Genomic DNA, 16,493 nt, shown 5'->3' with positions numbered 1-16,493 from the left:
TGTTGCTGGCAGTGCTCCCGCGCGAACGGATCAGGCAGCCGGAACCGGAAGCAGATCCATCACTCGGGCAACGACATCATCGATGCCGATGCCTGTGGTGTCGATGAGGACAGCATCGTCTGCCGGCTTCAGGGGCGCCACGGTACGCTGAGCATCACGGGCGTCGCGGGCCATGATCTCGCGCAGGAGGTCATCAAAGTTAACAGAAACCCCCTTGTCTTTCAACTGCTTATGCCGGCGCTCGGCGCGCTCCTCGGCACTGGCGGTCAGGAAGACCTTGTAGGGGGCGTCCTTGAAGATCACCGTGCCCATGTCGCGGCCGTCGGCGACGAGGCCCGGCAGCTCCCTGAATGCGCGCTGGCGCTCCTTCAGTGCGGCACGGACCTCGGGAATGGCGGCAATGGCCGAGGCCAGCGCACCGGTGGTCTCCAGGCGCAGCTCGTCGGTGGCATCGGTGCCGTTGACCATGACCCGCATCGACTCACCCTGTTCAACAAACTGAACGTGGGTGTCGAAGGTGCAGCGCACCAGGGCAGAGGCGTCGGAGGTGTCGATATCGGCCCAGCTCGCAGCCACGCCCACCGCCCGGTACAACGCGCCCGAATCCAGGTAGTGCCAGCCCAGGCGGCGCGCCACGATGCGGCTGATGGTACCCTTGCCGGCCCCCGAAGGGCCGTCGATGGTCAGGACGGGAGCGAGTGGATTCATGGGGGTCCTAGCGCGTGTGAAGGGGCCATTCTAGCCCCTGCCCAAGCCCCCGCGCAGGGACTTTCGCGCAACCACTTGAAACGACGACAAAAAGCCCGGTAGAATGGCGGGCTTGAACGAGCGCCAACTGCCGATTGTCTTGCGCATATCGCGGCCACGCTCCACCCGAACAACTACTGTTTACGCCGAGGTATGCCATGAAAATCCTGTCCTCCCTGAAGTCGGCGAAGGCCCGTCACCGCGACTGCAAGGTCGTCCGTCGTCGTGGCAAGATCTTCGTCATCTGCAAGTCGAACCCGCGTTTCAAGGCGCGTCAGCGCTGAGCCTCACGGCCTTCGGGCCGCGGCTGGTCCCACGCGGGACCGACCCGATGCAAAAAACCGCCTTCGGGCGGTTTTTTGTTGCATGCAGCTTTTTTTCCTGCCGTTTTTTGCTGTAATCGCCTTTCTTGACCACTGGGGAGTAGATCGAGATGAAGCGTTACCTGAGCACACTGGCCGTCCTGGCCACCCTGGCCGCCGCCACGCCGGCGCTGGCCGATACCCTGCTGGTCGACCGCGCCGCTGAAAAGCCGGCCGGTGCCCTGCCCGTCCGCGGCCAGAGCATGCAGCAGGTGCAGTCGCAGTTCGGTGCGCCGAGCGAGCAGCTGCAGCCGCGCGGCGGGCAGAAGCGCCAGTGGCCGACCATCAACCGCTGGGTCTACCCGCAGTTCACTGTCTACTTCGAGAAGCAGAAGGTGATCGACGTGGTGGCCAACAAGGCGGATCCGAACGAGATCGGCCCGAAGCCGCCGATCCGCTGAACCCCCTACCCGCCGCTGGCGGGCCTGTGTAGCGAGACCATGAACCAGACCCTTCGTTTTCCTGCCGAATGGGAAGCCCAGAGCGGCGTCCTGATTGCCTGGCCCACCGCCGACACCGACTGGGCCGACCGCCTGGGCCAGGTGGAGGAAACCTACATCGCGCTGGTCGCGGCCATCACCCGCTTCCAGCCGGTGCTGATCTGCGTGGCCGACGACGATGTGGAGACCTATGCCGAAATGCGGCTGCGCTCCAACCGCATCGACATGGACCGGGTCCGCTTCACGACGGCAGCCTATGACGATACCTGGCTGCGCGACTCCGGCCCGATCACCCTGCGCCGCGCCGACGGCAGCTTCCAGCTGCTGGACTTCCGCTTCACCGGCTGGGGCGGCAAGTTCGACGCCACCCTGGACGACCAGCTGGTGGGCGCGCTTGACCAGGCTGGCGTGTTCAACAACGCACCGGTGCGCAGCATCCCGTTCGCACTGGAAGGCGGCGGCATCGAGACCGACGGTGAAGGCACCCTGCTGACCACCTGGAAGTGCCTGCACGAGCGCCACCCGGACCGCGACCGCGCCAGCCTGACGGCCGACCTGGCCGACTGGCTGCAGCAGGACCGCGTGCTGTGGCTGGACCATGGTTACCTGGAAGGCGACGACACCGACGCCCACATCGACACCCTGGCCCGCTTTGCTTCGCCTGACAGCATCGTCTACCAGGCCTGCGACGACCAGAGCGACTCGCACTACGCCGAACTGCAGGCGATGGGCAACGAGCTGGCCGCGCTGCGCACCAAGGATGGGCAGCCGTACCGCCTGTTCCCGCTGCCGTGGGCACAGCCGGTGATGGACGAAGGCCGCCGCCTGGCCGCGTCGTACGCCAACTACCTGATCGTCAATGGCGCGGTGCTGATGCCCGCCTATGGCGACCCGGCCGACGACCTGGCCCGCGACGTGCTGGCCCAGGCCCACCCGGGCCGCGAGATCGTGCAGGTGCCCTGCCGCTCGCTGATCTGGCAGAACGGCAGCCTGCACTGCATCACCATGCAGCTGCCGGCAGGGCTGCTGAAGGCGTAAATGGTAGTGCCGGCCGCTGGCCGGCAACCAGGCAATGCCTGATGGATCCACGGGATTGCCGGCCAGCGGCCGGCACTACCCGCACGCCATTCAGCGGCCGACACGCCGCGGCAGGCCATCCGCGCTAACATGCAGGTTTTCCCCCGCAGGAACGCCCCGCATGAACTCGCGCAGCCCCCTTACCGTCGCCCTGATCCAGGAGCGCAACCACGGTGATGCCGCCGCCAACCTGGCGGTGATCGAAGCACGCGTGGCCGAGGCGGCTGCGCAGGGCGCGAAACTGGTGCTGCTGCAGGAACTGCACAACGGCCCGTACTTCTGCCAGCACGAATCGGTCGATGAATTCGACCTGGCCGAGCCGATTCCCGGCCCGAGCACCGAGCGCCTGGGCGCACTGGCGAAGAAGCATGGCGTGGTGCTGGTCGGTTCGCTGTTCGAACGCCGCGCCGCTGGCCTGTACCACAACACCGCCGTGGTCTTCGAGAAGGACGGCACCCTGCTGGGCAAGTACCGCAAGATGCACATCCCGGACGATCCGGGCTTCTACGAAAAGTTCTACTTCACCCCGGGCGACATCGGCTTCACCCCGATCGATACCTCGGTGGGCCGCCTTGGCGTGCTGGTGTGCTGGGACCAGTGGTATCCGGAAGCGGCGCGCCTGATGGCGCTGGCCGGTGCCGAACTGCTGCTCTACCCCACTGCCATCGGCTGGGACCCGGACGACGTGCAGGACGAGAAGACCCGCCAGCGCGACGCGTGGGTGCTGAGCCACCGCGGCCATGCCGTGGCCAACGGCCTGCCGGTGCTGAGCTGCAACCGCGTCGGCCATGAAGCCTCGCCGCTGGGCGCGTCGGGCATCCAATTCTGGGGCAACAGCCACGTGCTGGGCCCGCAGGGCGAGTTCCTGGCCGAGGCCGGCACCGACGCCACCGTGCTGGTGTGCGACGTGGACCTGCAGCGCAGCGAACACGTGCGCCGCATCTGGCCGTTCCTGCGCGACCGTCGCATCGATGCGTACGGTGACCTGCTCAAGCGCTACATCGACTGAGCCGGAGCGCTGCCATGGCCGTCCTCATCCGTGATGCCGGCCCGGCCGACATCGCCGCGATCACCGCGATCTACGCGGTGGAAGTGACCGACTTCGTCAACACCTACGAGTACGACATCCCCGACGAGGACGAGATGCTGCGCCGCATGCGCGACATCATCGACCGTGGCTTCCCCTACCTGGTCGCCGAGATCGACGGCCAGGTGGCGGGGTATGCCTACGCCAACACCTACCGCACCCGCGTGGCCTACCAGTGGACCGTGGAGAACTCGGTCTACGTCGACGCTGCCTACCAGGGCAAGGGCGTGGGCACCGGCCTGCTGCAGGCGCTGATCGATGCCTGCGTGGCGCGCGGCTACCGGCAGATGGTGGCGGTGATCGGCGAACCGACCAATACCGCTTCGATCAAGCTGCACGAACGCTTCGGCTTCCACCTGGTGGGCGTGTTCAAGGGCCTGGGCCGCAAGCATGGCCGCTGGCTGGACACCGTGCAGATGCAGCGCGCGCTCGGCGATGGCGCCGACACCGCACCTTCCAATGAATGAATCCATGACTGAAACCCTTCCCGAAACCGGCGACGATCTGTTCGCCGGCCAGCCGGTGCGCGTCGTTGAACGCGACGGCGTGCGTTACACCCTGCTGGGCACCGCCCACGTTTCCCACGCCAGCGTCGAGGCGGTGGAAAAAGCCATCGACAGCGGCCGCTTCGATGCGGTGGCCGTCGAGCTGGACCCGCAGCGCCTGCAGGCGCTGAGCGACCCGGACACGCTGGCAAAGCTGGACCTGGTGGAAGTGATCCGCAAGGGCCGCGTGGCGCTGTTCGCCGCCAACCTGGCCCTGTCGGCCTACCAACGCCGCCTGGCCGAACAGCTGGGCATCGAGCCCGGTGCCGAGCTGAAGCGCGCGGTGGACCTGGCGCGCGAGCGCGGCCTGCCGGTGCACCTGATCGACCGCGAAGTCGGCCTGACCTTCCGCCGCGCCTCGCAGCGCCTGGGCTTCTTCGGCAAGCTGAAGCTGGTGGCCGGCCTCGGCGCGGGCCTGTTCTCCTCGGAAGAAGTGGGCGAGAACGAGATCGAGAAGCTCAAGCAGGGCGACATGCTGGAATCGAGCTTCGGTGAATTCGCCACCGAAAGCCCGGCGCTGTACGAGACCATCATCGGCGAGCGCGACCGCTACATGGCCACGCGCCTGCGCGAGGAACACAACCCGCAGCTGCGCGAGGTGCTGGCGGTGGTCGGCGCCGGCCACCTGGCCGGGCTGGCGCGCTACCTGGAAACCGACACCGCCGAACCGGCACCGCTGCGCGCGGAACTGGAAGCCGTGCCGAAGAAGCGCAACATCCCGTGGTTGACCCTGATCATCCTGGCCATCGTGATCACCGGCGTTGCCGTGGGCTTCTACCGTGGCGGCCTGGGCGTGGGCACCGAACTGCTGGCCACGTGGGCGATGTACACCGGCGGCCTGGCCGGCATCGGCTGCCTGCTGGCCGGCAGCCACCCGCTGAGCATCCTCACCGCGATTGCCGTGGCGCCGTTCAAGCCGTTCCGCCTGAGCATTCCCACCGGTGCGTTCTCGGCGCTGGTGGAAGCGCGCCTGCGCAAGCCGGCCTACGAGGACTTCCTCAAGCTGCGCGACGATGCGCAGAGCCTGAAGGGCTGGTACCGCAACCGCGTCACGCGGGTGGTGCTGACCTTCATGCTGACCAACCTGGGCAGCATGCTGGGCCTGTGGCTGACCGCCGGCAAGGTGTGGGGCAAGGTCGCGGGTTGACTGCAGCACACCGCCGGGCGTGGCCCGGCGCTACCGGTCACGGAATCCGTAGCGCCCGAGCCCATGCCCGGGCGGCGCCGCAAGATGGCGAAAGGTAGAGGCCAACCTTGGTTGGCAACGCCCTGCACGGCAGGAAAAAAAGGGGGAGACCGCCCCACTACGACCGGTCTCCCCCACACCACAACACGTTGTCGTGCCCGATAGTCGAGCAGGCTCGACGCTACGCGGCCGTTGCGGCCGCCTTGTCCAGGCCGCGCGCGCGCCGGATCAGGCGTGTCACCGCACTGCGCAGGTCGTCCAGCACCGCGTAGATGGTCGGCAGGAACAGCAGGCTGACCACGGTGGAGAACGCCAGGCCGCCGGCAATCGCGCGCGCCATCGGTGCGTACTCCGGGCCATCGCCGAACATCTGCGTATTGGTGAGCGAGATCGGCACCATCGCCAGGATCGCCGTGCCCATCGTCATCATGATCGGCCGCAGGCGCTCGCGTGAGCCCTCCACCAGCGCCCGGGTGCGGCCCATGCCGCCGCGCCGCAGGTTGTTGATGTGCTCGATCATCACGATGCCGTTGTTCACCACCACGCCCATCAGCACCAGGATGCCGATGAAGGACATGATGCCGAACGAGGTACCGGTGACCCAGAACAGCCAGAACACGCCGAAGATCGAGAACAGCACGCCACTCATGATGGCCGCCGGGAACAGCAGCGACTCGAACACGGCCGCCATCACCACGTAGATCATCACCAGGGCGATGAGCAGGTTGAACACCATCTGCTGCATCGCCTCGTTGTCGTTGCCGTAGTCACCGCCATCGAAGGTGAAGCCATAGCCGGCGGGGAAGCTCATCGGCTTGAGCACCGCTTCGATCGCCTTGCGGCCATCGGGGGCGGTGATCTTCTCGGCCAGGTTGGCCTTGATGGTGAGGGTGGTCTGGCGGTTCGTGCGGCCGATCTGGGTGGCCGACGAACCCACATCGACACTGACCAGGCTCAGCAGCGGCACGCTGCGGCCATCGCCGGTACGCACGCTGTAGCTGGCCAGGTCTTCCGGGCTGCTCTGCTCGGCACCGGCGAAGCGCACCCACACCGGCACTTCGTTGTCGCCACGACGGAACTCGCGCAGCGGTGCACCGCGCAGGGCCAGACCGACGAAGCTGGCCACCTGCTCGGCATTGAAGCCGAACGCCGCGGCGCGCTCGCGATCGACGTGCACCTTCAGTTCGCCGCCCTTCTCGCCGTTGTCGATGCGCACGTCGCGCAGCTCCGGGCGCTGGGCCAGCAGCGGCAGCACTTCCTGGCCGATCTCCTGCAGCATGCTGCTGGAATCGCCCACCAGCTGGACCTGCACGCCCTGGTTGCCACCGCCATCGCCGCCCTGGTTGCCGATGAAGTAATCGGCGCGCGCCGACTTCGGCAGGCCCTTGCGGATCTCTTCCTGCAGCGCCTTGATGTCCTTGGCGTACTTCTCGTCGATGGTGACGGTAGTCGAGCCACCTTCCTGTTCGCTGTACCAGGAATAGACCTGCTGCACGTGCAGGCGCTCGCGGTTCTGTTCGACCCAGGCTTCAACACGGCCGACTTCCTCGGACATCTGCCGGTAGGTGTAGGCGCCCTTCCACATGTACCCGATGAAGACGTCCTTGCCGCCACCGCCGCCGAACATGTCGACCTTGGTCAACTTCATCGGCACCAGGCTGACCAGCACCACCAGCACGATGCCGAGCAGGCTCCAGCCGCGATGGCGCAGCGACCAGTCCAGCAGGCGGGCATAGTGGCGCTGCAGCCGCGCGATCACGCCGGTCTGCGAATGCAGCAGCTTGGGCGTGGCCATGCGCGCGGACAGCATCGGGATCAGGCTGACGGCCACCAGCCACGACGCCAGCAGCGAGACCGAGATGGTGATCGCGATCTGGGCCATGAAGATGCTGATGTTGTTGGTCTCGCCGAACAGGTTGGGCACGAACACGATGCAGTGGCACAGGGTGCCGGCACTGAGGGCGATGGCCACGTTGCGGGTACCGATGATGGAGGCCAGGCGCGGCTGCCCCGGCATGCGCTCGCGTTCCTGGTAGATGCTCTCCACCACCACCACGGCGTTGTCCACCAGCATGCCGACGGCCAGCAGCAGGCCCATCATGGTCAGGATGTTCAGCGTCACCCCGGCGAAGTACATGAAGCCCAGGGTGATGGTGAAGCAGATCGGGATCGCCAGCGTCACCATCAGCGTGGACGGCCAGTGGCGCAGGAAGAAGAACAGCACGGTGACCGACAGGATCAGGCCGACCGCACCGGCTTCGGCCAGTTCCAGCAGCGAGGAGGTAACCGCCTTGCCCTGGTTGTCGATCACCTTGATCTGCACGTCACGCATCGAGTCCTGTGCGCGGATCGCCTCGACTTCGGCCAGGGCAGCGCGCGAGACATCCACCAGGTTGGCGCTGCGCTCCTTGAAGATGTCCAGGCCGATGGCCGGGTTGCCGTCCAGGCGGCGCCCGTAGTTCATGCGCGCCGGCTTCAGGCGCACCTCGGCGATGTCCCCCAGGCGCAGGCCCTTGGCGTTGATCACCAGGTCACGCATTTCCTGCAGGTCGGTGATCTCGCCCACCGGCTGCACGCGCACGCGCTGGCCGTTGTCGTTGATCTGCCCCGCCGAGATCGAGAAGTTCAGCGTGCGCAGGCGGTCGCTGAGTTCGTTGATGCTCAGGCCATGCGCGCTGAGCCGGTCGGCATCGATGGCGATCTCGACCTCGTTCGGCGGCGCACCGGTGATGTCCACGCGCGCCACGCCCGGGATGCGCTCGATGCGCCGCTTGAACTCGCGGTCGAGCATGTCATAGGCGGCGGTCAGGTCGGTGGCGCTGGCCAGGCGAACCTTCAGCACCGGCTGGTCGCTGCTGGACCACTTGAACACGTTGTAGCGCTGCAGGTCGTCAGGCAGGTCGCTGCGGATGGCATCGATGCGCTCGCGTGCATCGGAGGCCGCGATGGCGATGTCACGGTCCCAGTCGCTGAACTCGATGAAGATCGAGGCGGCTTCGGACGTGGCCTGCGAGCGCATGCGCTTGATGCCGGTCATCGTCGCCAGCGATTCCTCCACCGGGCGGATGATGGTCCGTTCCACCTCTTCCGGGGTCGAGCCGGTATAGGGAATCTGCACGAACAGGAACGGCGCGGAGATGTCCGGCAGCGCCTCCAGCGGCAGCCGGAACGAGGCGATCAGGCCCACCACCACCAGCGACACGAAACACATGATGGTGGTGACCGGGCGGCGGATGGAGAACTCGGCGACGCTCATGCCGGTTCCTCCGCGCCGCCGCTGTGGCCAGCCTCGGCACCGTGCAGGCCTTCGCCGGCATGCTTGCGGCCGCGCTCGCGGTAGTAGGCATCGCCGCGGCGGTCCATCAGGTCGTACACCACCGGGATGACCAGCAGGGTCAACAGGGTCGACACCAGCAGGCCGCCGATGACGGTGATCGCCATCGGTGCGCGCACCTCGGCGCCCTCGCCCATCGCCACCGCCAGCGGCAGGAAGCCGAACAGGGTGCACAGGGTGGTCATGATGATCGGCCGCAGGCGCGAACGCGCACCTTCCACCAGCGCCTCGTGCTTGGCCACACCGGCCTCGCGCAGCTGATTGACCTTGTCGATCAGGATGATCGCGTTCTTGGTGACCAGCCCGACCAGCAGGATCAGGCCGATGAACACCACCACCGAAATGGGCTTGCCGGTCATCAGCAGCGCCAGGATCGCACCGACCAGGGCCAGCGGGATGGTGAACAGGATGACGAACGGGTGCAGCAGCGATTCGAACTGCGAGGCCATCACCAGGTAGACCAGGAAGATGGCCAGGCCGAAGGCGAAGATCAGCGACTTGGCAGCCTGTGCCAGCTCCTCGCCCTGGCCGCCGATGTGCAGGCCGACGCCGGCGCCGAGCGGCTGCTCGGCCACCATCTGCTGCACTTCGCGCATGGCCGCGCCCAGATCGATGTCGCGCAGGTTGGCCGACACCACGGCCACGCGGGTCTGGTCAGCGCGATGGATCTCGCTGGGGCCGGTGGTGGCGACCACATCGGCCACCGCATCCAGGGTGACCGGACGACTGCTGCCCGGGTTCACGATCAGGCGGCGGATGCTGTCCACGCTGGCACGGTCCCCCTCCTGCGCACGCACCAGCACATCGATCTTGCGATCACGGAAGCTGTAGCGGGTGGCCACGTCGCCACGCACCTTCTTCACCACCACATCGGCGATCTGGCGGGTGGTCAGGCCCAGTGCACCGGCGCGTTCCTGGTCGAAACGGATCTGGATTTCCGGGAAGCCCTCTTCCACCGTCGACTTCACATCGGCGTAGTGCGCGTTGCTGCGCAGCAGTGCCGCCAGGCGCTGGCCGGCCTGTTCCAGGGTGGCCATGTCCTGCCCGCGCAGCTCGATTTCCAGCGGCGTGGAGAAGCTGAACAACGCCGGGCGCGCGAAGTCGACCTGGGCGCCGGGGTGCTGGCCCATGGTGTCACGCAGGCGCTCGGTGATTTCCGCTTCGGTGCGTGCGTTGCCGCCGCCTTCCATCACCACGGTCAGCTTGCCGATGTTCTCACCGCTTTCGGTCGGGCTGGCATCCAGCCGCGTGCCGCTGCCGCTGACGCCGTACAGCGAAGCCACGCCTTCACCCTGGCCGTGCGCCAGCTGCAGCTCGCGCACCAGCGCATCGGTCTGCTTCAGCGGCGTGCCGGCAGGCAGCTTCACCGTCATTTCGAAACGGTCCTGGGCCAGCTGCGGAATCAGGTCGGCACCGAGCATCGGCACCAGGGCCATGGTGCCGACAAAGGCCAGCGCGGCCAGGCCCAGCACCTTGCCGGGATGGGCAAGCGCATTGGGCAGCAGGCGCAGGTAGCCACGCTCGGCACCGGCATAGGGCTTCATCGCGATGTCGCTGGCCTTGCGCATGACCGGCCCGACCACGGCGACCACGCCGCGCCACAGGCGCACCACCAGCCAGGCCAGGGCGAAGAAACTCCAGCGCACGCTGGCCACGAAGCCCCGACGGCCCAGCGCGACCGGCTTCTGCCAGCGGCTCTGCGGCTGCCACGGTTCGGAAGCGGCTTCTTCCGGGAAGGCCAGCGGCGGCCGGCCCTTCAGCGAGCTCAGCATCGGGATCAGGGTCATCGACACCAGCAGCGAGATCGCGATGGCAATGGCCACGGTCAGCGCCTGGTCGCGGAACAGCTGGCCGGCGATGCCATCGACGAACACCAGCGGCAGGAACACCGCGATGGTGGTCAGGGTGGACGCCACCACCGCCATGCTCACTTCGCGGGTACCGACGATGGCCGCCTGCAGGATGCCCAGGCCACGCTCGCGCGCCTTGGCGATGCTTTCCAGCACCACGATCGAATCGTCCACCACCAGGCCGGTGGCCAGCGCCAGGCCGCCCAGCGACATCACGTTCAAGCTCAGGCCGAGCTGGCCCATGAAGAAGAACGTGGCAATGATCGAGACCGGCAGCGACAGGCTGATCACGAAGGTGGACCAGCCATCGCGCAGGAACAGGAAGATGATCAGGATGGCCAGCAGGCCGCCGATCACCGCGTCCTTCTTGACGTCACTGATGGCGTGTTCGATGAAGCGCGACTGGTCCTCGATGGTGGTCAGTTCGGCATCGCCGGGGAAGGTGGCCTTGATCTGTTCCAGGCGCTTGCGCAGCGCTTCGGCGGTGGCCACGGTATTCGCGTCGCCTTCCTTGTAGATCGCCAGCTCGACCGACTCCTTGCCACCCAGGCGGATGATCGCTTCGCGCTCCTTGTAGCCCTGGCGCACGGTTGCCACATCCTTCAGGCGTACCGGCACGCCGTTGGCAACGACGCTGGAGCCGCCGCCGGAGGAGGCACTCTGCGCCGCCGACGCCGCAGCGACGGCTGCTGCAGAACCGGTGGACGCAGCGATGTTGAACATCTGCTGCAGGGCCGAATCGGCCGCGCTGCCGTTGGACGACTGGGTGGTGACCAGCAGGTTGCGGATCTCTTCCAGATCGGCGAACTGGTTGACGGTGCGCACCAGGAAACGCTGCGAGCCCTCCTCCAGGCGCCCGCCGGAAATGTTGATGTTCTCTTCCTTCAACCGCTTGATGACGGTGTCGATGGGCAGGTTGAGCTGGGCCAGCTTCTGCTGGTCGATGTCCACCTGGATCTCGTCTTCCAGGCCACCGCCGACCTTCACTGCAGCCACGCCGGTCACCGGCTCCAGCTTCTTCTTCAGGTCTTCGTCGGCATAGCGGCGCAGGCCGGTCAGCTCGCGGATGGCGTCCTCATCGCTGGTCGGCGCGGCCTTGGTGGACAGCACCAGGCGCATGATCGGCTCGGTGGACGGGTTGAAGCGCAGCAGCACCGGGGCCTTGGCCTCCAGTGGCAGGTTCAGCGCTTCCATCTTGTCGCGCACCTCCAGGCTGGCCTGGTCCATGTTGGTGCCCCAGGCGAACTCGAGCACCACATCGCTCTGCCCGGTACGCGAAACCGACTTCAGCTTGCGCAGGTTCTTGACCACGCCCACGGCTTCTTCCACCGGCTGGGTGATCAGGCTTTCGATTTCGGTCGGTGCCGCACCGGTGTATTCGGTGCGCACGGTCAAGGTGGGATAGCTCAGGTCGGGCAGCAGGTTGACCTTGAGGTTGCCCAGCGCGATCAGGCCGAACAGCAGCAGCGTGACCGTGCACATGGCGATGGTGACGCGGCGGCGGGTGGCGAATTCCACCAGGCCGCCGCGCAGGCCGGCAGCGGCGCCATCGCCGCCCGGCGAGGCACCGTGGTCGTGTCCCGGGGCGCTCATTGCTGGCTCCCGGCCTTGTCTGCGGATTTACCGGCGGCCACGGTGGCCGGCTTGGCCTTGGGAGCCTTGGGATCGGCGATGACCTGCACGGCGGTGCCGTCGCGCAGGGCGACCTTGCCGGCGGTGACGATCTTGTCGCCGGCAGCCAGGCCTTCGCGGATCTCCACCCACGGGCCTTCGGCATAGCCCAGCTTCACTGGTACGCGCGCCACCTTGCCTTCGCGCACCCGGAACACCGCCGGCTCACCGTCGTCGAGGATGGCCAGGCGCGGCACCACCAGGGCATCGGCGCGCTGGTCGTAGTCGATGCGGATGCGCCCGAACATGCCGGGTTGCAGCGCATGCTCGGTGCCGTTGAAGGCGCTGACCACGCGGAACGTGCCGCTGCCGGAGTCCACCACCGGCGCGATGCGGTCAACGGTGCCGGTGAAGGTCTTGCCCGGCAGCGCATCGGCCGAGAGCACGACCGGCTGGCCGGCGCGCAGCGTCGCCAGTTCGCGCTCGGGCACGTTGAGGGTGGCTTCCAGCTGGGAGTTGTCGACGATGCGGAAGATCGGCGTGTTGATCTGCACGAAGTTGCCGGTCTTGATCGAGCGCGAGGCGATCACCCCGGAGATCGGCGCCACCACCGTGGTGTAGGACAGTTCCAGCGTCGCCAGGCGGTACTGCGCGCGCATGTTTTCCAGGTCGTAGCGCAGCTGGTCGACGTCGGAGGCGCTGACCATCTGCTGGCCAACCAGCTTCTGTGCGCGCTGGTAGTTGTTTTCCAGCTTGCGCATCTGCGCTTCGCTCTGCGCCACGGCCAGGCGTGCACGGTCAGGGTCCAGGCGTACCAGCGGCTGGCCGGCGGTCACCCGCTGGCCCTCCTCGACCAGCACCGCCAGCGCCACGCCGGAGGTCTTGGCCACCACCTGCGATTCGGCGCGCGGTTCCAGCGCAGCGGTGCCGGTGTAGCTGGCCGCCACGGCGCGGTGGCTGGCCACGGCCACTTCCACCGGGACCGCGTCGACCTTCTTCTCGTCCTTGGTTTCGGCCGCCTTGGCTTCGGAATTGGGGCCCGCGGCGCAACCGCCCAGCAGCAGGGAGGTGGAGATCAGCAGGGCAGCGGCACAGAGTCCAGTGCGGCGGCCGGGCAGGAAGGTTGGGTGCGACATCGTCAGATCCCTGGAGGATGCGTGGGCAGGTGTGGTAGCAAAGTAATGCACCACTTCACGGCAACACCATATCCCAAAGGTCATGGTGCCTTCACGCCGCTGGTCGGCCCGCCCCCATTTCAGCTAGATGAAACCTGAGGCTATACTCGGGTCGTTCCGTACCCCACGCCGGAACGACCAGACCCGAATCCCCGGATAACGACATCATGCGCCCGCAGCCGCTCGCCGCTTGTCTCGCTCTGGCCGTCCTCCTGCCCCTCGGGGCCGCCGCACAGCCCGCTCCTGCTCCTGCAGCACCCGCCCCGGCTCCGGCCCAGGCCACCCCGCCCGCTGCCGCCGCTCCGGCCGGCAACTTCGATAATGGCCGGGTGCTGGCCTACACCTGCCAGGGCTGCCACGGCATCACCGGTTACAAGAACGCCTACCCCAGTTACCGGGTACCGAAGATCGGTGGCCAGACCCAGCAGTACCTGACCCAGGCCCTGACCGAGTACCGCCAGGGCAAGCGCCGGCATCCGACGATGCAGGCGCAGTCGATGAGTTTCAGCGAACAGGAGATCGCCGATCTCGCTGTTTACCTGTCCACCGTCAAGTAAGGCCCGCCCATGTCGAAAGCCGCGCATACGATGCGTCACGCCATCGCCCTGTCCGTTGCCCTGCTGCTGGCGGCCTGCTCGCAGTCGCAGGTGGAAAGCAGTGAAAAATCGGCCGGCGACCCTGGCCACGCCAGTGGCGAACACGGTTCGTCCTCCTCGGCCGGCCTGCCGCCGGGCCGCGAGGCAGCCGGTGAAGCCCGGGCCAAGGTGAAGGGCAAGGCGACCAACCAGAGCTGCATTGATTGCCATGGTGCCGACGGCAACGCGCCGATCGACCCGACCTACCCCAAGCTGGGTGGCCAGTACGGCGATTACCTGGCCCATGCCCTGCAGGCCTACCGGGCCGGCGACCGCCAGCATGCATTGATGACGCCGCAGGCGAAGGACCTGAGCGACCAGGACATCGCCGACTTGGCGGCGTACTTCGGCAGCCGGCCGAGCCAGCTGCGGGATCTGCACGGGGTCAAATAACCCCCGGCATTCCGGTGGGTGCGGACCGTTGGTGGTGGGTGCGGACCGTTGGTCCGCACTGACGGATCACCCATCCACGCATGGCGTGGATCTACCGGTAGGTGCGGACCGTTGGTCCGCACGAATCCCGCGCAATCAGCCTTCCAGCTCTTCCCAGCGCGCGTACGCCGCATCCAGCTCGGCCTGCACCTTGGCCAGCTGCTGGGTGTGCGCGGTCACTTCGGCACTGCTGCGGGTGTAGAACGACGGATCGTTCATCGCCGCGGTAAGCCCTTCGACGTCGCCTTCCAGCTTCTCGATGGTCTTGGGCAGCTGTTCCAGCTCGCGTGCTTCCTTGTAGGCCAGCTTGCGCTTGGGTGCAGCCGGTGCCGCAGCCGCCGCGACGGCCGGTGCAGCGGCGGCGGGCTTGGTGGCGGGCGCAGCGGCAGGCGTAGCCACGCTGGCCGCATAGCGCTGCCAGTCGGTGTAGCCGCCCACGTATTCGCCAATCACGCCATCGCCTTCCATCACCAGCGTGGAGGTCACCACGTTGTCGATGAAATCACGATCATGGCTGACCAGCAGCAGGGTGCCGGTGTATTCACCCAGCAGCTCTTCCAGCAGCTCCAGGGTTTCCACGTCCAGGTCGTTGGTCGGTTCGTCCATCACCAGCAGGTTGGACGGCTGTGCGAACAGCTTGGCCAGCAGCAGGCGGTTGCGTTCACCACCGGACAGGCGGGTGATCGGCGCGCGCGCACGCTCGGGGGTGAACATGAAGTCCTGCAGGTAGGCATGCACGTGCTTGCGCTTGCCGTTGAACTCGAGGAAATCGCGGCCTTCGGCCACGTTCTCGATCGCGCTCCAATCCTCGCGCAGCACCGCACGGTACTGGTCGAAATAGGCGATCTGCAGGTTGGTACCGGCGTTGACTTCACCCTTGGCCGGCTGCAGTTCGCCCAGCAGCAGCTTCAGCAGCGTGGTCTTGCCGCTGCCGTTGGGGCCGATCAGGCCGATGCGGTCGCCACGCAGGATGGTGGTGGTGAAGTCGCGGACCATGGTGCGCTCGCCGAAGGCGAACGAAACGTCCTTGACGTCGATGACCTTCTTGCCGGAGCTGACGCCCTGCGCCGCTTCCATCTTGACATTGCCGCTGAGGTCGCGGCGCTGCGAACGCTCGTTGCGCATCGCCTTCAGGCGGCGAACGCGGCCTTCATCGCGGGTGCGGCGGGCCTTGATGCCCTGGCGGATCCAGACTTCTTCCTGCGCCAGCAGCTTGTCGAAGCGGGCGTTTTCCTGGGCCTGCGCATTGAGGCGTTCCTCGCGGCGGCGCTCGTAGTTGGCCCAGTCGCCCGGCCAGCTGGTGACCTGGCCGCGGTCGATCTCGACGATGCGGGTGGCCAGTGCGCGCAGGAAGCGGCGGTCATGGGTGACGAACACCACGCTGCCGCTCCAGCCCTTCAGGAACGCTTCGAGCCAGTCGATGGCTTCGATGTCGAGGTGGTTGGTCGGTTCGTCCAGCAGCAGCACATCGGGGCTGGACACCAGCGCGCGGGCCAGCAGCACGCGGCGCTTCATGCCGCCGGACAGGCGACCGAACTCGGCCTCGCCATCCAGGTCGAGCTTGGTGAGGGTTTCGCTGACGCGCTGGTCCAGGCCCCAGCCGTTGGCGGCGTCGATCTTGGCCTGCACGTTGCCCAGGGCTTCGCCATCGAAGACCTCGGCATGGCTGAGGTGGTGGAACTCGGCCAGCCACTGGCCCAGTTCGCCCAGGCCATCGGCCACGACGTCGAACACCGAGCCGGCAGCGCCATGCGGCACTTCCTGCTCCAGGCGGGTCACGCGGACGCCCTGCTGCACGCGTACTTCGCCGTCATCGGGCTTGTGGTCGCCGGACAGCAGCTTGAGCAGGGTGGATTTGCCGGCGCCGTTGCGGCCGATCAGGGCGATGCGTTCGCCCGGCTCGATCGACAGTTCGGCCTTTTCCAGCAACAACGGGCCGCCGACGCTGAAGTCGACGTTCTGTAGGGTAATCAGAGGCATCCGGCCATTGTACCGGTTGCCGGGCGTCAGTC

General features: G+C 67.0%; 12 protein-coding genes and 1 pseudogene. 8 read left to right on the top strand and 5 right to left on the bottom strand.

The features are described 5' to 3' along the window. Nucleotides 1-30: 30 nt before the first annotated feature. Nucleotides 31-708: a (d)CMP kinase gene (gene cmk, locus C1927_RS09405; protein ID WP_079221613.1), complete on the bottom strand. Its 678-nt coding sequence runs from the start codon at nucleotides 706-708 to the stop codon at nucleotides 31-33. Between the two features lie 197 nt (nucleotides 709-905). On the opposite strand from cmk, the gene ykgO reads away from it, so the two are divergent. The 6 genes from ykgO (at nucleotide 906) to C1927_RS09375 (ending at nucleotide 5,405) form a co-directional block, all read left to right on the top strand. Beyond that, nucleotides 906-1,031 carry a type B 50S ribosomal protein L36 gene (ykgO, locus tag C1927_RS09400; RefSeq protein WP_054656844.1) on the top strand — a complete coding sequence of 42 codons (126 nt, stop codon included), beginning with the start codon at nucleotides 906-908 and terminating at the stop codon, nucleotides 1,029-1,031. A gap of 149 nt (nucleotides 1,032-1,180) precedes the next feature. Further along, complete coding sequence (locus C1927_RS09395; protein ID WP_108746517.1) at nucleotides 1,181-1,510, top strand: hypothetical protein; 330 nt, start codon at nucleotides 1,181-1,183, stop codon at nucleotides 1,508-1,510. A gap of 39 nt (nucleotides 1,511-1,549) precedes the next feature. Further along, on the top strand, nucleotides 1,550-2,587 hold the full coding sequence (locus tag C1927_RS09390) for an agmatine deiminase family protein (protein ID WP_108746516.1): 1,038 nt from the start codon (nucleotides 1,550-1,552) through the stop codon (nucleotides 2,585-2,587). Nucleotides 2,588-2,747: 160 nt separating this feature from the next. Further along, on the top strand, nucleotides 2,748-3,635 hold the full coding sequence (locus C1927_RS09385; RefSeq protein ID WP_079221610.1) for a carbon-nitrogen hydrolase: 888 nt from the start codon (nucleotides 2,748-2,750) through the stop codon (nucleotides 3,633-3,635). Between the two features lie 14 nt (nucleotides 3,636-3,649). Further along, a complete protein-coding gene (locus tag C1927_RS09380) occupies nucleotides 3,650-4,180 on the top strand; it encodes a GNAT family N-acetyltransferase (protein WP_108746515.1) in 531 nt (176 codons plus the stop codon). After that, the gene (locus C1927_RS09375; protein WP_079221608.1) at nucleotides 4,173-5,405 is read left to right on the top strand and encodes a TraB/GumN family protein; all 1,233 of its coding nucleotides are present in this window, start codon (nucleotides 4,173-4,175) and stop codon (nucleotides 5,403-5,405) included. The genes C1927_RS09380 and C1927_RS09375 overlap by 8 nt, the downstream gene beginning before the upstream one ends. Before the next feature lie 220 nt (nucleotides 5,406-5,625). On the opposite strand, the gene C1927_RS09370 is transcribed toward C1927_RS09375, so the two are convergent. From C1927_RS09370 to C1927_RS09360, 3 genes and pseudogenes are all read right to left on the bottom strand, one after another. Further along, the gene (locus C1927_RS09370; protein WP_108746513.1) at nucleotides 5,626-8,700 is read right to left on the bottom strand and encodes an efflux RND transporter permease subunit; all 3,075 of its coding nucleotides are present in this window, start codon (nucleotides 8,698-8,700) and stop codon (nucleotides 5,626-5,628) included. Further along, nucleotides 8,697-12,155 (bottom strand): annotated as a pseudogene (locus C1927_RS09365) (efflux RND transporter permease subunit); the annotation flags it as partial. The pseudogene C1927_RS09365 and the gene C1927_RS09370, both read right to left, overlap by 4 nt. Before the next feature lie 62 nt (nucleotides 12,156-12,217). Next, complete coding sequence (locus C1927_RS09360; RefSeq protein WP_108746512.1) at nucleotides 12,218-13,375, bottom strand: efflux RND transporter periplasmic adaptor subunit; 1,158 nt, start codon at nucleotides 13,373-13,375, stop codon at nucleotides 12,218-12,220. A gap of 206 nt (nucleotides 13,376-13,581) precedes the next feature. Here C1927_RS09360 and C1927_RS09355 point away from each other — a divergent pair, with 206 nt between their 5' ends. After that, on the top strand, nucleotides 13,582-13,971 hold the full coding sequence (locus C1927_RS09355) for a c-type cytochrome (protein WP_108746511.1): 390 nt from the start codon (nucleotides 13,582-13,584) through the stop codon (nucleotides 13,969-13,971). A 9-nt stretch (nucleotides 13,972-13,980) separates the two neighbouring features. Beyond that, nucleotides 13,981-14,442, top strand: coding sequence for a cytochrome c (locus tag C1927_RS09350; RefSeq protein ID WP_079221603.1), 462 nt, complete (start codon nucleotides 13,981-13,983; stop codon nucleotides 14,440-14,442). Between the two features lie 135 nt (nucleotides 14,443-14,577). On the opposite strand, the gene C1927_RS09345 is transcribed toward C1927_RS09350, so the two are convergent. Next, nucleotides 14,578-16,461 (bottom strand): ATP-binding cassette domain-containing protein, encoded by a 1,884-nt coding sequence (locus C1927_RS09345; protein WP_079221602.1) that lies wholly within the window; start codon nucleotides 16,459-16,461, stop codon nucleotides 14,578-14,580. Nucleotides 16,462-16,493 lie beyond the last annotated feature (32 nt).

The sequence above is a fragment of the Stenotrophomonas sp. ZAC14D1_NAIMI4_1 genome, assembly GCF_003086775.1.
GTDB lineage: Bacteria > Pseudomonadota > Gammaproteobacteria > Xanthomonadales > Xanthomonadaceae > Stenotrophomonas.
The sequence above is the reverse complement of the archived record's forward strand: the minus strand, read 5'-3'. Positions and strand labels throughout refer to the sequence as shown.

Excerpts from the sequence above, each read along its gene's own strand:
- cmk (WP_079221613.1), bottom strand. The coding sequence starts at position 708 with ATGAATCCACTCGCTCCCGTCCTGACCATCGACGGCCCTTCGGGGGCC.
- ykgO (WP_054656844.1), top strand. The coding sequence starts at position 906 with ATGAAAATCCTGTCCTCCCTGAAGTCGGCGAAGGCCCGTCACCGCGAC.
- C1927_RS09395 (WP_108746517.1), top strand. The coding sequence starts at position 1,181 with ATGAAGCGTTACCTGAGCACACTGGCCGTCCTGGCCACCCTGGCCGCC.
- C1927_RS09390 (WP_108746516.1), top strand. The coding sequence starts at position 1,550 with ATGAACCAGACCCTTCGTTTTCCTGCCGAATGGGAAGCCCAGAGCGGC.
- C1927_RS09385 (WP_079221610.1), top strand. The coding sequence starts at position 2,748 with ATGAACTCGCGCAGCCCCCTTACCGTCGCCCTGATCCAGGAGCGCAAC.
- C1927_RS09380 (WP_108746515.1), top strand. The coding sequence starts at position 3,650 with ATGGCCGTCCTCATCCGTGATGCCGGCCCGGCCGACATCGCCGCGATC.
- C1927_RS09375 (WP_079221608.1), top strand. The coding sequence starts at position 4,173 with ATGAATGAATCCATGACTGAAACCCTTCCCGAAACCGGCGACGATCTG.
- C1927_RS09370 (WP_108746513.1), bottom strand. The coding sequence starts at position 8,700 with ATGAGCGTCGCCGAGTTCTCCATCCGCCGCCCGGTCACCACCATCATG.
- C1927_RS09360 (WP_108746512.1), bottom strand. The coding sequence starts at position 13,375 with ATGTCGCACCCAACCTTCCTGCCCGGCCGCCGCACTGGACTCTGTGCC.
- C1927_RS09355 (WP_108746511.1), top strand. The coding sequence starts at position 13,582 with ATGCGCCCGCAGCCGCTCGCCGCTTGTCTCGCTCTGGCCGTCCTCCTG.
- C1927_RS09350 (WP_079221603.1), top strand. The coding sequence starts at position 13,981 with ATGTCGAAAGCCGCGCATACGATGCGTCACGCCATCGCCCTGTCCGTT.
- C1927_RS09345 (WP_079221602.1), bottom strand. The coding sequence starts at position 16,461 with ATGCCTCTGATTACCCTACAGAACGTCGACTTCAGCGTCGGCGGCCCG.